We start from the raw sequence: 17,664 nt of genomic DNA, 5'->3' as shown, positions 1-17,664 counted from the left end.
CGTGACGGTACGCGGCGGAGTTCCCCCTCCGTACTAGTGTTTGCCCTGCAGGCTCATGCGTCCCAAGGAGGAAGTCATCGACGCGGTCAAGGCCACACTGGCCTACGTGGAGGAATACCTCCCGGAGGACGAGCCGCTGCGCGATGCCCGGCAGCGGGGACTGGACGTCGGAGCGACCCCGATCGGACCGGCGGGCGGCGCGGCGCTGCGCCTCCTCGCCAGCGCGATCAGCGCGCGCACGGTCGTGGAGGTCGGCTCCGGGTGCGGCGTGTCCGGCATCTGGCTGCTGCGCGGGATGCGTCCCGACGGCGTGCTCACGAGTGTGGACGTCGAGCCGGAGAATCAGCGGCTGGCCCGCGAGGCGTACGCCGCGGCCGGCTTCCCGACCTCGCGCGCCCGGCTGATCGCCGGCCGCGCCCTCGATGTGCTGCCGCGCCTTACCGACGGCGCGTACGACATGGTCTTCTGCGACGCGGCCAAGCACGAGTACCCCGACTATCTGGGTGAGGCGCTGCGGCTGCTGCGGCCCGGCGGCGTCGTCGCGTTCGACAACGCCCTGTGGGGCGACCGGGTGGCCGACCCGTCCAACCGCGAGCCGGAGACCGTGGCGATCCGCACGCTCGGCCGGATGGTCCGCGACGACGACCGCCTCGTGCCACTGCTGCTGCCGGTCGGGGACGGACTCCTCGTCGCCGTCAAGAGCCGGTGACCGTGTTCCCGCGGTGATGGCGTGATCGCGGTACGGTCGCGGGCTTCGGCCCAGGGTGTCGTCGCGGCGGCCGGGACGCTCGTCCTGGTGGCGGTGTCGGTGGCGTTCGCGGTGAGCGGGGCGCGGGACGTGACGGCCGTCGGCGGCATGGTCGCCCTGGCCGTCGGCGTGGCGGGGATCGCGCTGTTCGGCGGGGGGCTCGTGGTCGCGGCCGGACGGGCGGTGAGCGGTCGCCCGGTGCTGGAGGTCGGCGAGGCGGGGGTGCGCCTGCCGGCGGCGTGGCCGTGGTCGCGCTCGCGGGACCGCGGGCTCCCCTGGCCGGAGGTGGCCGCGGTGGTCGTGTGGAGCCGGGAGCTTCCGCGCGGCCGGCAGCGGGTGGTGGAGCACGTGACCTTCCTGCCCACCGAAGAGCGTGCCGAGGGCTCCTCTCCCCCGCCGAGCGTGGAACTGCTGGCCATGGGCCTGGACGACGTGCCCGGGGTGGCGACCCTCCACTGGTCGGTCGAGGTCTCGCCGGGCTGGGACGCCGATCTGGCGACGATCCTCGCCGAGGTCCACCGTCGCGGCGTCCCCACCGCCGACGTCCGGTCGCGCTGAACACCACGGCGGTACGCTCCCGTCAGCAGGGATGCGCGACCGTGTCATCCCGGGAGGGTTGGCATGGCCGGTGCTCCTCACTCCGACCCGGACGTCTCGATCATCGTCGTGACCTACCGCAGCTCCGCGTACATCGGCGAATGCGCGGACGCCGTACGGAAGGCGTCGGCCGGCGTTTCCGCCGAGTTCATCATCGTGGACAACGCCTCGGGCGATGGCACGGCGGACGCGGCCCGTGCCGCGGCGCCGGACGCGCAGGTCGTTGAGAACGACCGTAACGGCGGGTTCGCCTACGCCTGCCACGCCGGCGTCGCCCGGGCGCGCGGCCGGCTGCTGTGGTTCGTCAACCCCGACGCCGTACCGGCCCCGGGAAGCCTCGCGGCCCTCCTCGCGTGCGCGCGCCGCAATCCGCGGGCGGGGATCGTCGGCGGCCGGAGCATGCTCGAGGACGGCACGCCGGACCCGCGTTCCTGGTGGGGCCGCCCGACGTTCTGGTCCACGCTGTGCTTCGCGTTCCTTCTCGGCTCGGCCTTCCCGGGCAGTCGCGTGTTCGACCCCGAGACGCCGGGCCCCTGGACGGACGAGGAACGGCAGGTGCCGATCGTCACCGGCGGATTCATGCTCGTCGACCGCGCTCTCTGGGACGAGCTCGGCGGTTTCGACCAGTCGATCTTCATGTACGGCGAGGACGCCGACCTGTGCCTGCGGGCGCGGAAGGCCGGTTTCCGACCGATGGTGACCGCGCGCGCCGAGTACCGGCACGAGGTCGGCGCCTCGTCGTCGAGCGTGCGCAAGCTCGTCCTGCTGTTCACCGGGAAGGTCACCGTGCTGCGGCGCCACCTGCCGTACGGGCGGCGCGGCGCGGGCGTACGCCTCCTCACGCTCGGTGTGCTCTTACGCGCGCTGCTGAGTCGCCTGGTCTCCGCGCGGCCGCAGCGGCAGGGCCGACCGACGGCCACCGGCGCGGACTGGCAGGGGCTGTGGGCGGCGCGCCGCGAATGGACCGCCGGCTGGCCCGTTTCACAGCCCCGCTCATAGCGGCGCGATCGCGGACTTTAAGGCCTGTCTCAAAGCCCCGCTGAGACAGGCCCTGGGATACATCCCTATGCCCGGCTGCTCTCGTCGCGCTGCCAGGTGGCGGCGCCGGACCGCCGGGCGCGCCACCGGGCGAGCAGCGTCACGGTGAGGAAGAGGGCGAGGCGCGGCAGGAGACGCGGATCCCGTGACGCCATCACCGCCAGGTCGCGCACGCTCGTCCGCGCGGAGCCGCCCGCCTGGCCGAGTGCCGCCTCCTCGAGCTGCGCGACACCGGTGACGGCGCGGGTCCGGCGGCGCAGCAGGTCCCCCCACGTGCGCGGCGGGTGGATCAGCACGCGGGCCGCTTCGACGACGGCGCGCTCGTCGATGGCGAACGCGAGGGAGGCGGCGAGGTCGTCGGCGATGACGCCCGGCAGCCGCGCCAGGCGCGCGTGGCCGTCGGCGCCGACCGCGATGACGCCGCGGCCGAAGAGCCCGCGCCGCACCTCCGGGAGCCGGGTCCAGACGTCGTAGTACCAGCGGACCGGCCACGGCCGTCGCGTCATGTCCAGAACGCGCGCGGGTGCCGCCGCGAGCACACCCGGCCGGTCGAGAGCGGCCGCCAGGGCCCGCACGTCATCGGCTCCCAGCTCGACGTCGGCGTCGACGTACAGCCGGGGGAACCCGCGGGCCGCGCGGTCGCCGAGACGCAGTGCCTCCGCCTTGGACGCCTCCGGCGACGTGACCACCCGCGCACCGAAGGACGCGGCGACGTCCGCGGTGCCGTCGGTGCAGCCATTGGGCACGACGACGATGTCGAAACCGGAGCCCGCGAGGCGCGCGAGTAACCGGCCGATGACCCGCGCCTCGTCGTGCGCGGGGATGACGACGCTCACCATAGGAGCGATTATGGCGCGCATGAGTCGCATTCACCCGGGGGCCGACGTAGACGGCACGGCGCACATCGGCGCGGACACGACGATCTGGCACCTCGCCCAGATCCGCGAAAACGCCCGCCTCGGCCAGGGCTGCATCATCGGCCGGGGCGCGTACGTCGGGCCGGGGGTGCGTATCGGCGACCGCGTCAAGCTGCAGAATTACGCGCTCGTTTACGAACCGGCGGAGCTGGAGGACGGGGTCTTCATCGGGCCCGCCGCCGTCCTGACCAATGATCCCTACCCTCGTTCGACCGGCGTGGACGGCAGGCTCAAGCGCCCGGACGACTGGGAGGCCCACGGAGTGATCGTCAAGGAGGGCGCCGCCGTCGGCGCGCGGGCGGTCGTCCTGGCGGGCCGGATCATCGGCCGGTGGGCGCTGGTCGCGGCGGGCGCGGTCGTGACACGGGACGTCGCCGACTTCGCGCTGGTGGCGGGCGTTCCCGCGCGCCGGATCGGCTGGGTCGGGCACGCCGGCGAGCCCCTGAAAGACGAGGGCGGCGGGCGCTGGCGGTGCCCGCGTACGGGCGATCGCTACACGGAGAGCGCCGGACGCCTCAGTCCGGCGGAAGGATGACCCGACGCTTCACTGCGCCAAGGCCGAATGCGGACAACCCAGACCGCGCTTTCCATCGTATATTCGGAGTCGCATTACCGAGGACTGCTTCATTTGGCGATCTGACCGCGCGGCGCTAGCGGACGCGGGTTTCGGAGGTTGAGGAATCCGTTTTTTGGCTTCCGCTCAGCCGGGGGAAATCATGGCCAGTGCAGGACTAAGGCTGTTAGTCAGAGGACTGCTCCTCGCGGCCGCGGTGTTTCTCATCATGGCGATCGCCGGATCGAAGGCGCACGCCGCCGGCCCGTGCGATTCCGGCGGAAATCTCGTGGCCTGCGAGAATACAAAACAAGGGTCACCGAGCACGGAGTGGGACAAGATCTCCGGCGGCGGCCAGACGATCGAGGGCTACGCCGCCGAATTCAGCGTGAACGCCGGGGAGACCGTGCACTTCAAGGTCAATACCCCGGCCCGGAGCTATTCGATCGACATCTACCGGATGGGCTACTACGGCGGCGACGGCGCCCGGAAGATCGCCAGCATCACCCCGTCCGCCTCCCTTCCCCAGACGCAGCCGTCGTGTCTCAGTGACGACGCCACCGGGCTGATCGACTGCGGCGACTGGAAGGTCTCGGCGAGCTGGCCGGTGCCGGCCACCGCCGTCTCGGGGATCTACTTCGCGCACATCTCCCGCACCGACGGGACCGATGACGACAACCACATCGTGTTCGTGGTCCGCAACGACGCCAGCCACTCGGACGTGGTCTTCAAGACCTCCGACACCACCTGGCAGGCGTACAACAGCTGGGGCGGCAACAGCCTCTACGCCGGCGACAGCACGGCCGCGCCGGGCCGGGCGGTCAAGGTCAGCTACAACCGGCCTTTCAACACGCGCGAGTCGACCCCCTGGGGCCGTGACTTCGTCTTCGCCAACGAGTACCCGATGGTGCGGTTCCTCGAGGCCCAGGGGTACGACGTCACGTATCTGAGCAGCATCGACGCCGACGAGCGCGGCTCGCTCCTGAAGAACCACAAGGTCTTCCTGTCCGTCGGGCACGACGAGTACTGGTCCGCGGGCGAGCGCGCCAACGTCGAGGCCGCTCGGGACGCGGGTGTGAACCTCGGGTTCTTCAGCGGCAACTCGGTGTTCTGGAAGACCCGCTGGGAACCGAGCGCCGACGGCACCTCGACGCCGTACCGCACCCTGGTGACGTACAAGTCGACGAGGGACAACGCGCAGACCGACCCCACCGGGACCTGGACGGGCAGCTGGCGGGATCCGCGGTTCAGCCCGCCCGCCGACGGCGGCCGCCCGGAGAACGGCCTGATGGGCACGATCTGGACGGTCAACTGCTGCGGCGTGGCCATGAAGGTGCCGGCGGCCGACGGGAAGATGCGGTTCTGGCGGAACACCCCGGCCGGAAGCCAGTCCTCGGGCGCGACCCCGACCCTGCCCGACCTGACGCTCGGCTACGAGTGGGACGAGGACCTCGACAACGGGTTCCGGCCGGCGGGGCTCATCGACATGTCCTCCACGACCGCCGACGTGCCCGAGAAGCTCGTCGACTTCGGCGTCAACGTCGCCCCGGGGACCGCCACCCACCACCTGACGCTCTATCGCGCGCCGAGCGGCGCGCTCGTCTTCGGTGGCGGGACAGTGCAGTGGTCGTGGGGGCTGGACGCCGTCCACGACGGCCCCGACGGCGCGCCCACGGCCCCGGACCCGAGCATGCGGCAGGCCACGATCAACCTGCTGGCCGACATGAACGTCCAGCCGTTGACGTTGCAGAGCGACCTGAGGGCGGCCACGGCCTCCACCGACCACACGGCGCCGACCTCGACGGTCACCTCTCCGGCGGCGGGCGCGAGCATCACCAACGGCCAGACCGTCACGATCAGCGGCACCGCCTCCGACGTCGGCGGGCAGGTGGGCGGTGTCGAGGTGTCCATCGACGGCGGGACGACCTGGCATCCCGCGAACGGCCGCGCCACCTGGACCTACTCGTGGGACGCGACCGGCGCCGGCCCGGTGACGATCAAGACGCGCGCGACCGATGACAGCGGCAACATCGAGACGCCGGGCTCCGGGCGCACCGTCAACGTCACGTGTCCCTGCGGGCTGTTCGGGCAGTCGGCCGCCCCGGCGACCCCGGCGGCGAACGACTCCACCCCACTCGAGGCGGGCGTCAAGTTCCGCGCGGGCGTCGACGGCTGGGTCACGGGCGTGCGCTTCTACAAGGGCACCGGCAACACCGGCACGCACACCGGCAGCCTGTGGACGGCGGACGGCACCCGCCTCGCCACGGCGACGTTCACGAACGAGACCTCGACCGGCTGGCAGTCCGTCACCTTCCCGGTGCCGATCCACGTCACCGCCGGCACGACCTACGTCGCGTCGTACTTCGCACCGGCCGGGCACTACGCCGCGGACGCCGCGTACTTCGCCTACCAGCCCAAGGATTCCCCGCCGCTCACCGGCCTGCGGGCGGGCACGGACGGCGGCAACGGGGTCTACCACGCCGGCGGGGCCGGCTTCCCCACGGACACCTACAACGGCGGCAACTACTGGGTCGACGTCGTGTTCAACACCGTCGAGCCGCCGGACACGACGCCCCCCGCGGTGATCGACTCGACGCCCTACGCGGGGTCCTCCAGCGTGCCGACGGCCGTCCTGCCGTCGGTCACGTTCGGCGAGCCGGTGCGGGCCGGGTCGGCCTCGTTCGTCCTCAAGGACTCCGGCGGCACCGCCGTGGCCGGCAGCACCTCCCTCGACTCCCCGGGCACCGGCCTCACGTTCGTCCCGACCGGCTCGCTGCCCGCCGGGACGACCTTCACGGCGACCGTGACCGGCGCCAAGGACGCCGCCGGGAACACGATGACGTCCTTCTCGTACTCGTTCACGACCGCGAAGCCACGACCGGCGGCGGGCCAGTGCCCGTGCAGCATCTGGACCGACGACACCACGCCGTCCGTCGAGGGCGTGAACGACCCGAACGCGCTGGAGCTCGGCGTCAAGTTCACCCCGGACACGAACGGCTTCGTCAGCGGGATCCGTTTCTACAAGGGACGCAACAACACCGGAACCCACACCGGCACGCTCTGGACCGCGGGCGGCACCCAGCTCGCCACGGCCACGTTCTCAAGCGAGTCGACGCTCGGCTGGCAGGAGGTCCGCTTCTCCTCGCCGGTGGCGGTGACGGCGGGCACCACCTATGTCGCGTCGTACCACACGGCGACCGGCTGGTTCTCCGCCGACGGCGGCGGCCTGAGCCGCGCGGTCGACGACCCGCCGCTGCACACCATCGCCGACGGGGCCGACGGCGTGTTCGTCTACGGCGCGCACGCCTTCCCCAACCAGAGCTACAACACCACGAACTACTGGGTGGACGTCGTCTTCGCCCTGCCGCCCGACACCACGCCCCCAACGGTCGCGTCGACGAACCCCTCGAACAACGCGACGAGCGTTCCGGCGGGCGCCCCGGTGAAGGTCACCTTCAGCGAGGCCGTGCAGCCCTCGTCACCGGTGTTCACGCTGAAGAATCCCGGAGGCACCGCGATCGCCGGCAGCACCGCGTTCGACGCCGCGTCCAGGGTCCTCACGTTCACGCCGACGAGCCCGCTCACCGCGGGCACGAAGTACACCGCGAGCGTCAGCGGGGCGAAGGACGTCGCGGGCAACGCGATGCAGGGAACGACCACGTGGTCGTTCACCACGAGCGGATCGTGTCCCTGCACGCTCTTCCCGAGCGACGCCGCGCCCGTCACGGCCTCGGCCGGCGACACCGGCTCGGTCGAGCTGGGCGGCAGGTTCACCCCGGACACCGGCGGGTGGATCTCCGGCGTGCGCTTCTACAAGGGGGCCGGTAACACCGGCACGCACACCGGCAGCCTCTGGACCGCCACCGGCACTCGGCTGGCCACCGGCACCTTCACCGGCGAGACGGCGTCGGGCTGGCAGACCCTGGCGTTCTCCGGGCCGGTGCAGGTCACGGCCGGCACGCCATACGTCGCCTCCTACCACGCGCCGAACGGCCACTACGCGGCGGACGGCGGCTACTTCTGGAACGCCCTGGACAACGCGCCGCTGCACGCCCCGGCGAGCGACGCGTCGGGCGGCAACGGCCTGTACGCCTACGGCTCGGGCACGCGATTCCCGAACGAGTCCTACGGCGCGTCGAACTACTGGATCGACCCCGTCTTCTCGACCGCCCAGCCGCGCGACGTCACGCCGCCGGCGGTCGACGCGGTGAATCCGGTCGACGGCCAGACGAGCGTGCCGCCGGGCACCGGCATCTCCGCCACGTTCGACGAGGCGGTGCAGGGCGGCACCGTCCAGTTCACGGTCACCCCGTCCGTGACCGGCTCCGTGACGTACGACTCCGCGACCAGGACCGCCACCTTCCAGCCGACCGGCGCCCTGGCCTGGAACACCCCGTACACGGTGAAGGTCACCGGTGCCAAAGACATCGCCGGCAACACGATGGCGGCCGCGTACACCTGGTCGTTCACCACCGCGCGGCAGCAGACCCCGGGCGTGTGCCCGTGCTCGATCTGGGCCGACAGCGCGATCCCGCAGGTCACGGCCGTGGACGACCCGAACTCGGTGGAGCTGGGCGTCAGGTTCACCTCCGACACCGCCGGATGGGTCACCGGCGTCCGGTTCTACAAGGGGCCCGGCAACACCGGCACGCACACCGGCACCCTGTGGGCCGCCGACGGCACCCGGCTGGCCACCGTGACGTTCTCCGGCGAGTCGGCGGCGGGCTGGCAGGAGGCGCACTTCTCCACCGCGGTCTCCATCACCGCGAACACGACCTACGTGGTGTCCTACCTCGCGCCGAACGGCCACTACGCGGCCGACTCCGGCGCGCTCTCCGGGGCGGGCGTCGACGCCCCGCCGCTGCACGCCCTACAGTCCGGCGGCCTCTACGGGTACGGCACCGGAGGCTTCCCGCCGAACGCGAGCACCGCGAACTACTGGGTCGACGTCGTCTTCACCACGACGGCGCCGTCGACGGCGCTGCGGGCCGGCGTGCCGGACAACGGCCCGGCGCCGACGCCCACCCCGCCGACACCCACGCCGTCGACCACACCACGCGAAGGAGAACACCATTGACGGACGCAGTGGGACTGGCGGTCATCGGGGCCGGCTACTGGGGGCCGAATCTCGTACGGACCGCTCAGGCGACCCCGGCTCTACGGCTGGAGTGGCTGTGCGACCTGGACGAGGAGCGGGCGCGCACCGTGCTCGGGGCCTACACGACGGTCCGGGTCACGACGTCCTACGAAGCGGTCTTAGACGATCCCGCGGTCGACGCGGTCGCGATCGCGACACCGGCGGCCACCCACTTCGATCTCGTACGGTCGGCGCTCGAAGCGGGCAAGCACGTGCTGGTCGAGAAGCCCCTCACGATGTCGGCCGCCGAGGGCCGCAAGCTCGTCGACCTGGCCGACCGGACCGGCCGCGTGCTCATGTGCGACCACACCTACTGCTACACCCCGGCGGTCCGGCGGATCCGCGAGCTGATCCATGGCGGTGAGCTCGGCGACGTGCAGTTCGTCGACTCCGTCCGCATCAACCTCGGGCTGGTGCAGTCCGACATCGACGTGCTGTGGGACCTCGCGCCGCACGACCTGTCGATCCTCGACTTCGTGCTCCCGGAGAGGGTCGCCGCCGTCGCCGCCCACGGCAGCGACCCCATCGACGCGGGCCGCGCCTGCGTGGCGCACCTGACGCTGTGGCTGACGTCGGGGGCGATGGCCCACGTCCACGTCAACTGGCTCAGCCCGACCAAGATCCGCACCACCGTGATCGGCGGGTCGCGGCGCACGGTCGTGTGGGACGACCTGGACCCGCTGCGCCGGGTCTCGGTGCACGACCGGGGCGTGGACCGCATCCCCCAGGGACCCGACCAGCGCCGGGAGGCGCTGATCTCCTACCGGCTGGGCGACATCCACGTTCCCGCCCTGCCGGAACAGGAGGCGCTGCGCGGGGTGATGGCCGAGTTCGCCGCCGCCATCAACGAGTCCCGGCCGGCGCTCACCGACGGCCACGCCGGCCTTCGCGTGATCACCCTGCTCGAGGCGGCGTCGCGCAGCATCGCGAGCGGCGGCGCGACCATCCCAACGAAGGAGAACGCGTGATCGAAGGTAGCCGCTGTCTCGTCACCGGCGGGGCCGGGACCATCGGCTCGACCATCGTCGACCAGCTCGTCGCCGCGGGCTGCGCGGACGTCGTCGTCCTGGACAACTTCGTCCGCGGCCGGCCGGAGAACCTCGCCGGCGCGCGGGAGAGCGGCCGGGTACGCGTGGTCGACGGCGACATCCGTGACGGCGCGCTCGTACGGTCGCTGCTCGACGGCGTGGACGTGGTCTTCCACCAGGCCGCGATCCGCATCACCCAGTGCGCGGAGGAGCCGCGGCTCGCGCTGCAGGTCCTCGTCGACGGCACCTACGAGGTGGTCGAGGCGGCGGCCGAGCGCGGGGTGCGCAAGGTCGTCGCGGCGTCCTCGGCGTCCGTGTACGGCCTCGCGGAGGAGTTCCCCACGCCGGAGCGCCACCACCCGTACGCCAACGACACGCTGTACGGCGCGGCGAAGACCTTCAACGAGGGACTGCTGCGCAGCTTCCACGCGACGCACGGCCTCGACTACGTGGCCCTGCGCTACTTCAACGTGTACGGCCCGCGGATGGACATCCACGGCCTCTACACCGAGGTGCTGATCCGCTGGATGGAGCGCATCGAGTCCGGCCGCCCGCCGCTCATTCTCGGCGACGGCGCCCAGACCATGGACTTCGTCTTCACCGAGGACATCGCGCGGGCGAACCTCCTGGCGGCCGAGGGCGACGCCACCGACGAGGTGTTCAACATCGGCAGCCGCACCGAGACCAGCCTCCGTGAGCTGGCCGAGGCGCTGCTGCGGGCGATGGACGCGGACCTCGGGCTCGAGTTCGGCCCGGCCCGGACCGTCAACGCGGTGACCCGGCGTCTCGCGGACGTGTCCAAGGCCGAGGAACGCCTCGGCTGGAAGGCCGAGATCGGCCTGGACGAGGGCCTGCGCCGGCTCGTTCGCTGGTGGCGGTCGCACCGGTGAACGGGCCGAGCGGAGCCTGCCCGCGCCGGCCACCGGGCGCGGGCGGGCGGAGATCCGGCGCCGTGAGCGCCTCATGAGCCTGGTCGTCTACTTCGGAGGCACCGGCTACGACGGGGTCGCGGGCACGGACCGGCGCATGGCCGATGGGCTCGCCGTCCTGACGCCCGTCCTCTACGTCGACCCGCCGCGCTCGGTGCTGACCCCCTTGGTCCACCCGCACCTCGCGGCGTCGCTGCGCGGTCCGGCGTTGCGCGAGGTACGCGCGGGCCTGTGGTGGCTCACCCCGCGCGTGCTGCCCGGCGCCCAGCGCTCCGGCATGCGCCCCGTCACCGACGCGCTCATCCGCCGGGCGGCCCGTCGTGCCGCCGCCGGGCTCGGGATGCGCGTGCCGGCCGTGGTCGTCGCGGGCCCCGGCGACCTGCTCGGCGCCGTGCCGGGTGCGCGTGCCGTGTACTACGCCACCGACGACCTCGTGGCGGGCGCGACGCTGCTGGGCCACTCGGCGCGGCACCTGCGCGCGGCCCAGGCCCGGCAGCTCGCCCGCGCCGACGCGGTCGCGGTCGTCTCCCCCGTGCTGCGGGAGAGGTTCGCGGGGGCGGTGGTGATCCCGAACGGCTGCACCCCTGTCGACGCCGACGCGGCGCCGTGGCCCGACGACGTGCCCGGGTCCTTCGCCGGTCCGGTCGCCGGGTTCGTCGGGCACATCAACGCGCGGATCGACCTCACGCTCCTGGAGGCCGTCGCGGGCTCCGGACGCCCGCTGCTGCTCGTCGGCCCGCACGACCCGTCGTACGAGCCGGCGCGCTTCGCGGCCCTGGTCGCGCGGGCGAACGTGTGCTGGCCGGGGCGTAAGCCCGCCGAGGAGCTGGCGTCGTACCTGAGGGTCATCGATGTGGGCCTCACGCCGTACGCGACCAGCGATTTCAACCGGGCCAGCTTCCCGATCAAGACTCTCGACTACCTCGCCGCCGGCCGCGGCGTGGTCTCGACCGACCTGCCGGCGACGGCGTGGCTCGGCACGGACCTCGTGCGCACGGCGACCCGTGACGGCTTCGCGGCCGCCGTCGAGAAGGAGCTCGCGACGCCCCGGACGCCAGAGCTCCAGGCGCGGCGACGCGGCTTCGCGGAGCGGCACACCTGGTCCCGGCGGGCTCGCGACCTCGCCGCCCTGCTCGGATTGGAGATCGATTGATACCGGTGATCAGGCCCGTGCTGGGCGACGAGGAGGCTGCAGCCGCCGCCGAGGCCGTACGGTCCGGCTGGGTGGCGCAGGGGCCGCGGGTCGCGGAGTTCGAGCGCGCGTTCGCCGGCCGCGTCGGCGCCGGCCACAGCGTGGCCACGTCGTCGTGCACGACCGCGCTGCACCTGGCCCTTCTCCTCGTGGGCGTGGGCGCCGGGGACGAGGTCGTCGTACCGTCGCTGTCGTTCATCGCCACCGCGAACGCCGTGCGGTACTGCGGCGCCACCCCGGTCTTCGCCGACGTCGACGCGGCCACCGGCAACGTCACCGCCAAGACCGTCGAGACGGCGATCACCGCACGGACCCGCGCGGTGATCGCCGTCGACCAGGCCGGCGTGCCGTGCGACCTCGATGAGATCACCGCGCTCGGCGTCCCGGTGATCGAGGACGCGGCCTGCGCGGCGGGCTCGACCTATCGCGGCAGGCCGGTCGGCGCGGGGGCCGAGCTGGCCGCCTGGTCCTTCCACCCGCGCAAGCTGATCACGACCGGCGAGGGCGGCATGCTCACCACGCGCTCCGGCGACCGGGCACGGCGGGCGCGGCGGCTGCGCGAGCACGGGATGAGCGTGAGCGCCGCCGAGCGGCACGCCAGCCGGACGGCCATCGTCGAGGAGTACTCCGAAACAGGCTTCAACTACCGGATGACCGACGTCCAGGCGGCGATCGGGCTCGTCCAGCTGAAACGCCTCGACGAGATCATCGCGCGGCGGCGCACCCTGGCCGCGCGATACCAGGAGCTGCTGCCCGGTTTCGAGACGGCGCGCGACCCGGCGTACGGCGAGACCAACTACCAGTCGTTCTGGATCGTGCTGCCCGACGACCACCCCATCGGCCGCGACGCCCTGCTGGCGCGGCTCGCCGAGGAGGGGATCTCGGCCCGGCGCGGCATCATGGCCGCCCATCTCGAGCCCGCCTACGCCGGCACGACCGCCGATCTTCCGGTGACCGAACGGCTGACGCGGCGTTCCCTGATCCTTCCGCTGTTCCACGAGATGACCCATGCCGAGCAGGACCGGGTCGTCTCCGTCATCGCGGAGGCCCGGTGAAGATCCTGGTCTACCCGCACGCGATGGAGATCGGCGGCAGCCAGCTGAACGCGATCGAGCTGGCCGCCGCGGTCCGGGACCTCGGCCACGAGGTCGCCGTGATCGCGGAGCCGGGCCCGCTGGTCGAACGGGTGAGCTCGCTCGGCCTCGAACACCTGCCCCTGGACGCCGGCCGGCGACGGCCCTCCCCGGCGACCGTACGGCTCCTGCGCCGGCTGATCGCCGAACGCGGGTACGACGTCGTCCACGGGTACGAGTGGCCGCCCGGGATCGAGGCGTTCTACGCGGCGGGCCGGCGGGCGGCGGCCGTGTGCACGGTGATGTCGATGTCCGTCGCGCCGTTCATTCCGGCGTCGCTGCCGCTCGTCGTGGGCACGCACGAGCTCCGCGAACGCACGGCCAGGGGGCGGCCGGGCCCGGTCCATCTCATCGAGCCGCCGATCGACGTGGACGCCAACGCGCCGGGGCACCCGGTAGACGGGTTCAGGGCGCGGTTCGCGCTCGATGAGGACCATTTCGACGTGGTGGTCGTCGGCCGGCTCGTCCAGGAGCTCAAGCTCGAAGGGGTGCTCACGGCCGTCGACGTCGTCGGCGAGCTCGGCCGGGAACTGCCGGTCCGCCTGGTCATCGTCGGCGACGGCCCGGCCCGGCCCGCCGTCGAGGCCCGCGCGGAGCGGATCAACACGGCACTCGGCCGCCGCGCCGTCGTCCTCACCGGGCGGCTCGACGATCCACGCCCCGCGTACGCCGCGGCGTCGGTCGCGCTGGCGATGGGCGGCTCGGCGCTACGGGCACTCGCCTTCGCCCGCCCGCTGATCGTCCAGGGCGAGCGGGGTTTCTTCGAGCTGCTGACGCCGGAGTCGTGCGGCCGGTTCCTGAAGCAGGGCTGGTACGGCCTCGGCGACGGGAACGGGCCCGTCCGGCTGGCGACGATCCTGCGCGAGCTGGTCGCCCACCCGGAACGGGGCGCGGAGCTGGGTGCGTACGGCCGGGACCTGGTCGTCCTGCGCTTCGGGCTCCGGCGGGCGGCGCGCGTCCAGGAGCAGATCTACCGCGAAGCGCTCGCCTGGCACTCGCCGGCCCGTGAGCTGGCGAGCACCGCCGGGCGGGTGATGTCGTACAAGCTCCGCCGCCGCTACCGGCGCCTGCGCGGCACGGCCGCGCGCGACGACTTCAACGCCGTCGCGGGGAGCGGGCCGGATTCGCGACCGGTGAGCCGTCCCGTGGGCTCGCGATGACGCTTTTCCGGCAGGCGTCCCGCGCCCTCGGATGGAGCTTCCTCAACACCCTGCTGGGGCGGTTCGGCACGCTCGCCATCGGCATCCTGCTGGCCCGGGTCCTCGGTCCGAAGGAGTTCGGTGTCTTCGCGGTCGCGATGGTGGCGCTGCTCGCGGTGCTGAGCTTCAACGAGCTCGGCGTGAGCCTGGCGATCGTACGCTGGCCCGGCGAGCCACGGGAGATCGCACCGACCGTGGCGACCATCTCGGTGATCTCCAGCGGGCTGGTCTACGCGGGCTGCTTCGCCGGGGCGCCCGCCTTCGCGGCGGCGATGGGCGCGCCCGCGGCCACCGGGGTCATCCGGCTGCTCACGCTCAGCGTGCTGATCGACGGCCTGGTCGCCACCCCGGCGGCCATGCTGCAGCGGGCCTTCCGCCAGGACCGCAAGATGATCGCCGACCAGGTCAACAGCTGGGGTGGGGCGGCCGTGTCCGTCGTGCTCGCCCTCACCGGCTGGGGAGCGATGAGCCTGGCGGTCGGACGGCTCGCCGGCGCCGTCGGCTCGGGTGTGCTGCTGGTGGCCTTCTCCCCGGAGCCGCCGCGGTTCGGCTTCGACCGTGCGGTGGCGCGGAGGCTGCTGCGGTTCGGGCTGCCGCTCGCCGGGTCGAGCGTCGTCGTCTTCGCGGTCGGCGGCGTGGACCAGTTCGTGGTCGGCGACGTGCTCGGCCCCACCGCGCTCGGCTTCTACGTGCTGGCCTTCAACCTGTCGAACTGGCCGGTGGGCATGTTCTCCCAACCGGTCCGCAGCGTCGCGCCGGCGGCCTTCGCCCGCCTCCAGCACGACGCCCCGGCGATGCGGCGCACGTTCCTGTCCACGGCGGGGCTGCTCACCGCGGTGACCCTGCCGGTGTGCCTGCTCCTCGGCGGGGCGGCCGGGCCGCTGGTCCGTTTCGTATACGGGTCCCGGTGGGAACCCGCCGCCGCGGCCCTGTTCTGGCTGGCGCTGCTCGGCGGGCTCCGGATCCTCTTCGAGCTGATGTACGACTATTTCGTGGTCCTCACCCGTACCCGCGCGGTGTTCACGATCCAGATCGTCTGGCTGTCCGTCCTGGTGCCGGCGCTGATCATCGGCGCGCGGCTCGACGGCATCGCGGGCGCCGCCGCCGCGCACGCCACCGTCGCCGCGCTCGTGCCGCTGCCGCTGTACCTGACGCAACTGCGCCGGGTGGGCATCGGCGTCCGCGCGGTCGGCGCCCGCGTCGCGCCGGCGGTGCTGGTCGCCTCGGTCGTCGGGCCCGCCGCCGTGCTGGTCCACCGCGCGATCCCATTCGACCTGCTCGCCCTCGCCGTCGCCGGCACCGTCGCCGTCACCGCGACCGGGCTGCTGGTCTACCGGATGCGGGGCGTGCTCAGGGAGCTGCGAGGAGCCGAACATGCGTGATCCGCTGGGCGACCGGATGCGCGGCGTCCTCCGGGAACTGCGAGGGGCCGAACATGCGTGATCTGGTGATCATCGGTGCGGGCGGCTTCGCGCGCGAGACCGCGCAGTTCGCCCGCGAACGCCTGCTGGGCTTCCTGGACGACGATCCGGCCAAGCGGGGCACGAACGTCGACGGCGTCCCGGTGCTCGGCGGGACCAAGGAGGTCCCGCCCGGCGCCCAGGTCGTCGTGTGCGTCGGGAGCCCGCGAGACAACGGCGTCCGAGCGCGCCTCGCCGGCCGGCTCGACCTGCCGCCCGAGCGCTACGCCACGCTCGTGCACCCGACCGCATGGGTGTCGGCGTCGTCGCGGGTCGGCCCGGGCTCAGTGCTGCTTGCGCAGGTCGTGCTCACCGCGTCGGTGCGGGTCGGCGCACATGTCGCGATCATGCCGCACGTCACCCTGACGCACGATGACGTCGTGGCGGACTTCGTCACCATCGCCTCGGGAGTCCGGCTCGCCGGCGGCGTGCACGTGGGGCGAGGCGCCTACCTGGGCTCCGGCGCGCTCGTCCGGGAGGGCCGCACGATCGGCCCAGGCGCGCTGGTCGGCATGGGCGCGGTCGTCACGCGCGACGTACCGGCCGGAGAGGTCTGGGCCGGCAATCCGGCGCGTTACCTGCGCCACGTCTCCGAGGAGCACCGCCATGGCTGACGTTCCCTTCGTCGACCTCGCCGCCGCGCACGCCGAAGTCGCGCAGGAGATCCGGGCGGGCTTCGACCGGGTGCTCGACACCACCGCGTTCGTCCAGGGGCCCGACGTCGGCGCCTTCGAGCGGGAGTACGCCGCCTTCTCCGGCGCGGGCCACTGCGTCGGCGTCGCCAGCGGCACCGACGCGCTCGAGCTCGCGCTCCGCGCGCTGGGGTGCGGGCCGGGCCGCGAGGTCGTCCTCCCGGCGAACACGTTCGTGGCGACCGCCGAGGCGGTCGTCCGGACCGGCGCGCGGCCTGTCCTCGTCGACGTCGACCCCGATCATCTGCTGCTCGAACCCCGCCTGTTGCTGTCGGCGATCGGGCCGCGGACGGCCGCGATCGTGCCGGTGCACCTGTACGGCCAGCTGCCGCCGATGGCCGCGATCGCGGCGCACGGGATCCCCGTCGTGGAGGACGCGGCCCAGTCCCAGGGGGCGTCCCAGGACGGCCGCGGCCTCTTCGGCCGGCTCGCCGCGACCAGCTTCTACCCCGGCAAGAACCTCGGCGCGTACGGCGACGCGGGCGCCGTGCTCACCGACTCCGCCGACCTGGCCCGCGCGGTGCGGCTCCTCGGCGACCACGGCAGCGAGGTGAAGTACCGCCACGAGACGCTCGGCTTCAACTCGCGCCTGGACACCCTGCAGGCGGTCGTGCTGCGCGCGAAACTGCGCCACCTCGCGGACTGGAACGGGCGCCGCCGCGTCGCCGCGGCGCGCTACGCCGCGCTGCTGGACGGCCTTCCCGACGTCACGCTGCCCGCCGAGGCCCCCGGCAACACGCACGTCTGGCACCTGTACGTCATCCGAGTGCCCCGCCGCGACGAGGTGGCGCGGACCCTTGCCGAGATGGGGATCCGGACCGGCATCCACTACCCCGTGCCGATCCACCTGCAGCCGGCCTTCCGCGACCTGGGACACGCCCCGGGCGACTTCACGGTGACCGAGACGGCGGCGACGGAGATCCTCTCGCTGCCGATGTTCCCGCACATCACCGAGGAGCAGCAGGACCACGTCGCCACCGCCCTCCGCAAAGCCCTGTAGGGCTGCGCGAAAGCGACCACAGGGCATCAACGAGATACTCG

The 17,664-nt window shown here is 72.9% G+C and carries 14 protein-coding genes; 13 read left to right on the top strand and 1 reads right to left on the bottom strand.

Features of this window, described 5'->3' with window-relative positions:
• The first annotated feature begins 55 nt into the window (after positions 1–55).
• The 3 genes from AB0I04_RS08180 (at position 56) to AB0I04_RS08170 (ending at position 2,344) form a co-directional block, all read left to right on the top strand.
• Positions 56–709, top strand: coding sequence for an O-methyltransferase (locus tag AB0I04_RS08180; protein WP_360880948.1), 654 nt, complete (start codon positions 56–58; stop codon positions 707–709).
• A 21-nt stretch (positions 710–730) separates the two neighbouring features.
• Positions 731–1,306, top strand: a complete 576-nt coding sequence (locus AB0I04_RS08175; protein WP_360880946.1) for a hypothetical protein — start codon at positions 731–733, stop codon at positions 1,304–1,306.
• A 63-nt stretch (positions 1,307–1,369) separates the two neighbouring features.
• On the top strand, positions 1,370–2,344 hold the full coding sequence (locus AB0I04_RS08170; RefSeq protein ID WP_360880944.1) for a glycosyltransferase family 2 protein: 975 nt from the start codon (positions 1,370–1,372) through the stop codon (positions 2,342–2,344).
• A 65-nt stretch (positions 2,345–2,409) separates the two neighbouring features.
• On the opposite strand, the gene AB0I04_RS08165 is transcribed toward AB0I04_RS08170, so the two are convergent.
• The gene (locus AB0I04_RS08165; RefSeq protein WP_360880942.1) at positions 2,410–3,222 is read right to left on the bottom strand and encodes a glycosyltransferase; all 813 of its coding nucleotides are present in this window, start codon (positions 3,220–3,222) and stop codon (positions 2,410–2,412) included.
• A gap of 19 nt (positions 3,223–3,241) precedes the next feature.
• On the opposite strand from AB0I04_RS08165, the gene AB0I04_RS08160 reads away from it, so the two are divergent.
• The 10 genes from AB0I04_RS08160 to AB0I04_RS08115 all read left to right on the top strand — a co-directional run bounded on the left by AB0I04_RS08160 (position 3,242) and on the right by AB0I04_RS08115 (position 17,623).
• Positions 3,242–3,835 (top strand): acyltransferase, encoded by a 594-nt coding sequence (locus tag AB0I04_RS08160; protein WP_360880940.1) that lies wholly within the window; start codon positions 3,242–3,244, stop codon positions 3,833–3,835.
• 307 nt (positions 3,836–4,142) lie between these two features.
• Positions 4,143–8,930, top strand: coding sequence for a DUF4082 domain-containing protein (locus AB0I04_RS08155; protein WP_360880938.1), 4,788 nt, complete (start codon positions 4,143–4,145; stop codon positions 8,928–8,930).
• The gene (locus AB0I04_RS08150) at positions 8,927–9,958 is read left to right on the top strand and encodes a Gfo/Idh/MocA family oxidoreductase (protein WP_360880936.1); all 1,032 of its coding nucleotides are present in this window, start codon (positions 8,927–8,929) and stop codon (positions 9,956–9,958) included. The genes AB0I04_RS08155 and AB0I04_RS08150 overlap by 4 nt, the downstream gene beginning before the upstream one ends.
• Positions 9,955–10,908, top strand: coding sequence for an NAD-dependent epimerase/dehydratase family protein (locus AB0I04_RS08145; RefSeq protein ID WP_360880934.1), 954 nt, complete (start codon positions 9,955–9,957; stop codon positions 10,906–10,908). Before AB0I04_RS08150 ends, AB0I04_RS08145 begins: the two co-directional genes overlap by 4 nt.
• A 73-nt stretch (positions 10,909–10,981) precedes the next feature.
• On the top strand, positions 10,982–12,100 hold the full coding sequence (locus AB0I04_RS08140; RefSeq protein WP_360880932.1) for a glycosyltransferase: 1,119 nt from the start codon (positions 10,982–10,984) through the stop codon (positions 12,098–12,100).
• 5 nt (positions 12,101–12,105) lie between these two features.
• Complete coding sequence (locus AB0I04_RS08135; protein ID WP_360880930.1) at positions 12,106–13,194, top strand: DegT/DnrJ/EryC1/StrS family aminotransferase; 1,089 nt, start codon at positions 12,106–12,108, stop codon at positions 13,192–13,194.
• Entirely contained in the window at positions 13,191–14,432 is a 1,242-nt protein-coding gene (locus tag AB0I04_RS08130; RefSeq protein ID WP_360880929.1) for a glycosyltransferase, read from the top strand. Before AB0I04_RS08135 ends, AB0I04_RS08130 begins: the two co-directional genes overlap by 4 nt.
• Complete coding sequence (locus tag AB0I04_RS08125; protein ID WP_360880927.1) at positions 14,429–15,853, top strand: oligosaccharide flippase family protein; 1,425 nt, start codon at positions 14,429–14,431, stop codon at positions 15,851–15,853. Before AB0I04_RS08130 ends, AB0I04_RS08125 begins: the two co-directional genes overlap by 4 nt.
• Positions 15,854–15,906: 53 nt before the next feature.
• Positions 15,907–16,545: an acetyltransferase gene (locus AB0I04_RS08120; RefSeq protein ID WP_360880925.1), complete on the top strand. Its 639-nt coding sequence runs from the start codon at positions 15,907–15,909 to the stop codon at positions 16,543–16,545.
• Positions 16,538–17,623 (top strand): DegT/DnrJ/EryC1/StrS family aminotransferase, encoded by a 1,086-nt coding sequence (locus AB0I04_RS08115; RefSeq protein ID WP_360880923.1) that lies wholly within the window; start codon positions 16,538–16,540, stop codon positions 17,621–17,623. Before AB0I04_RS08120 ends, AB0I04_RS08115 begins: the two co-directional genes overlap by 8 nt.
• Positions 17,624–17,664: the final 41 nt, after the last annotated feature.

The organism is Actinoallomurus sp. NPDC050550, from assembly GCF_040655075.1.
Lineage (GTDB): Bacteria > Actinomycetota > Actinomycetes > Streptosporangiales > Streptosporangiaceae > Actinoallomurus.
Note: the sequence above shows the minus strand (reverse complement) of the source record. Positions and strands in the feature narration are given on the sequence as shown.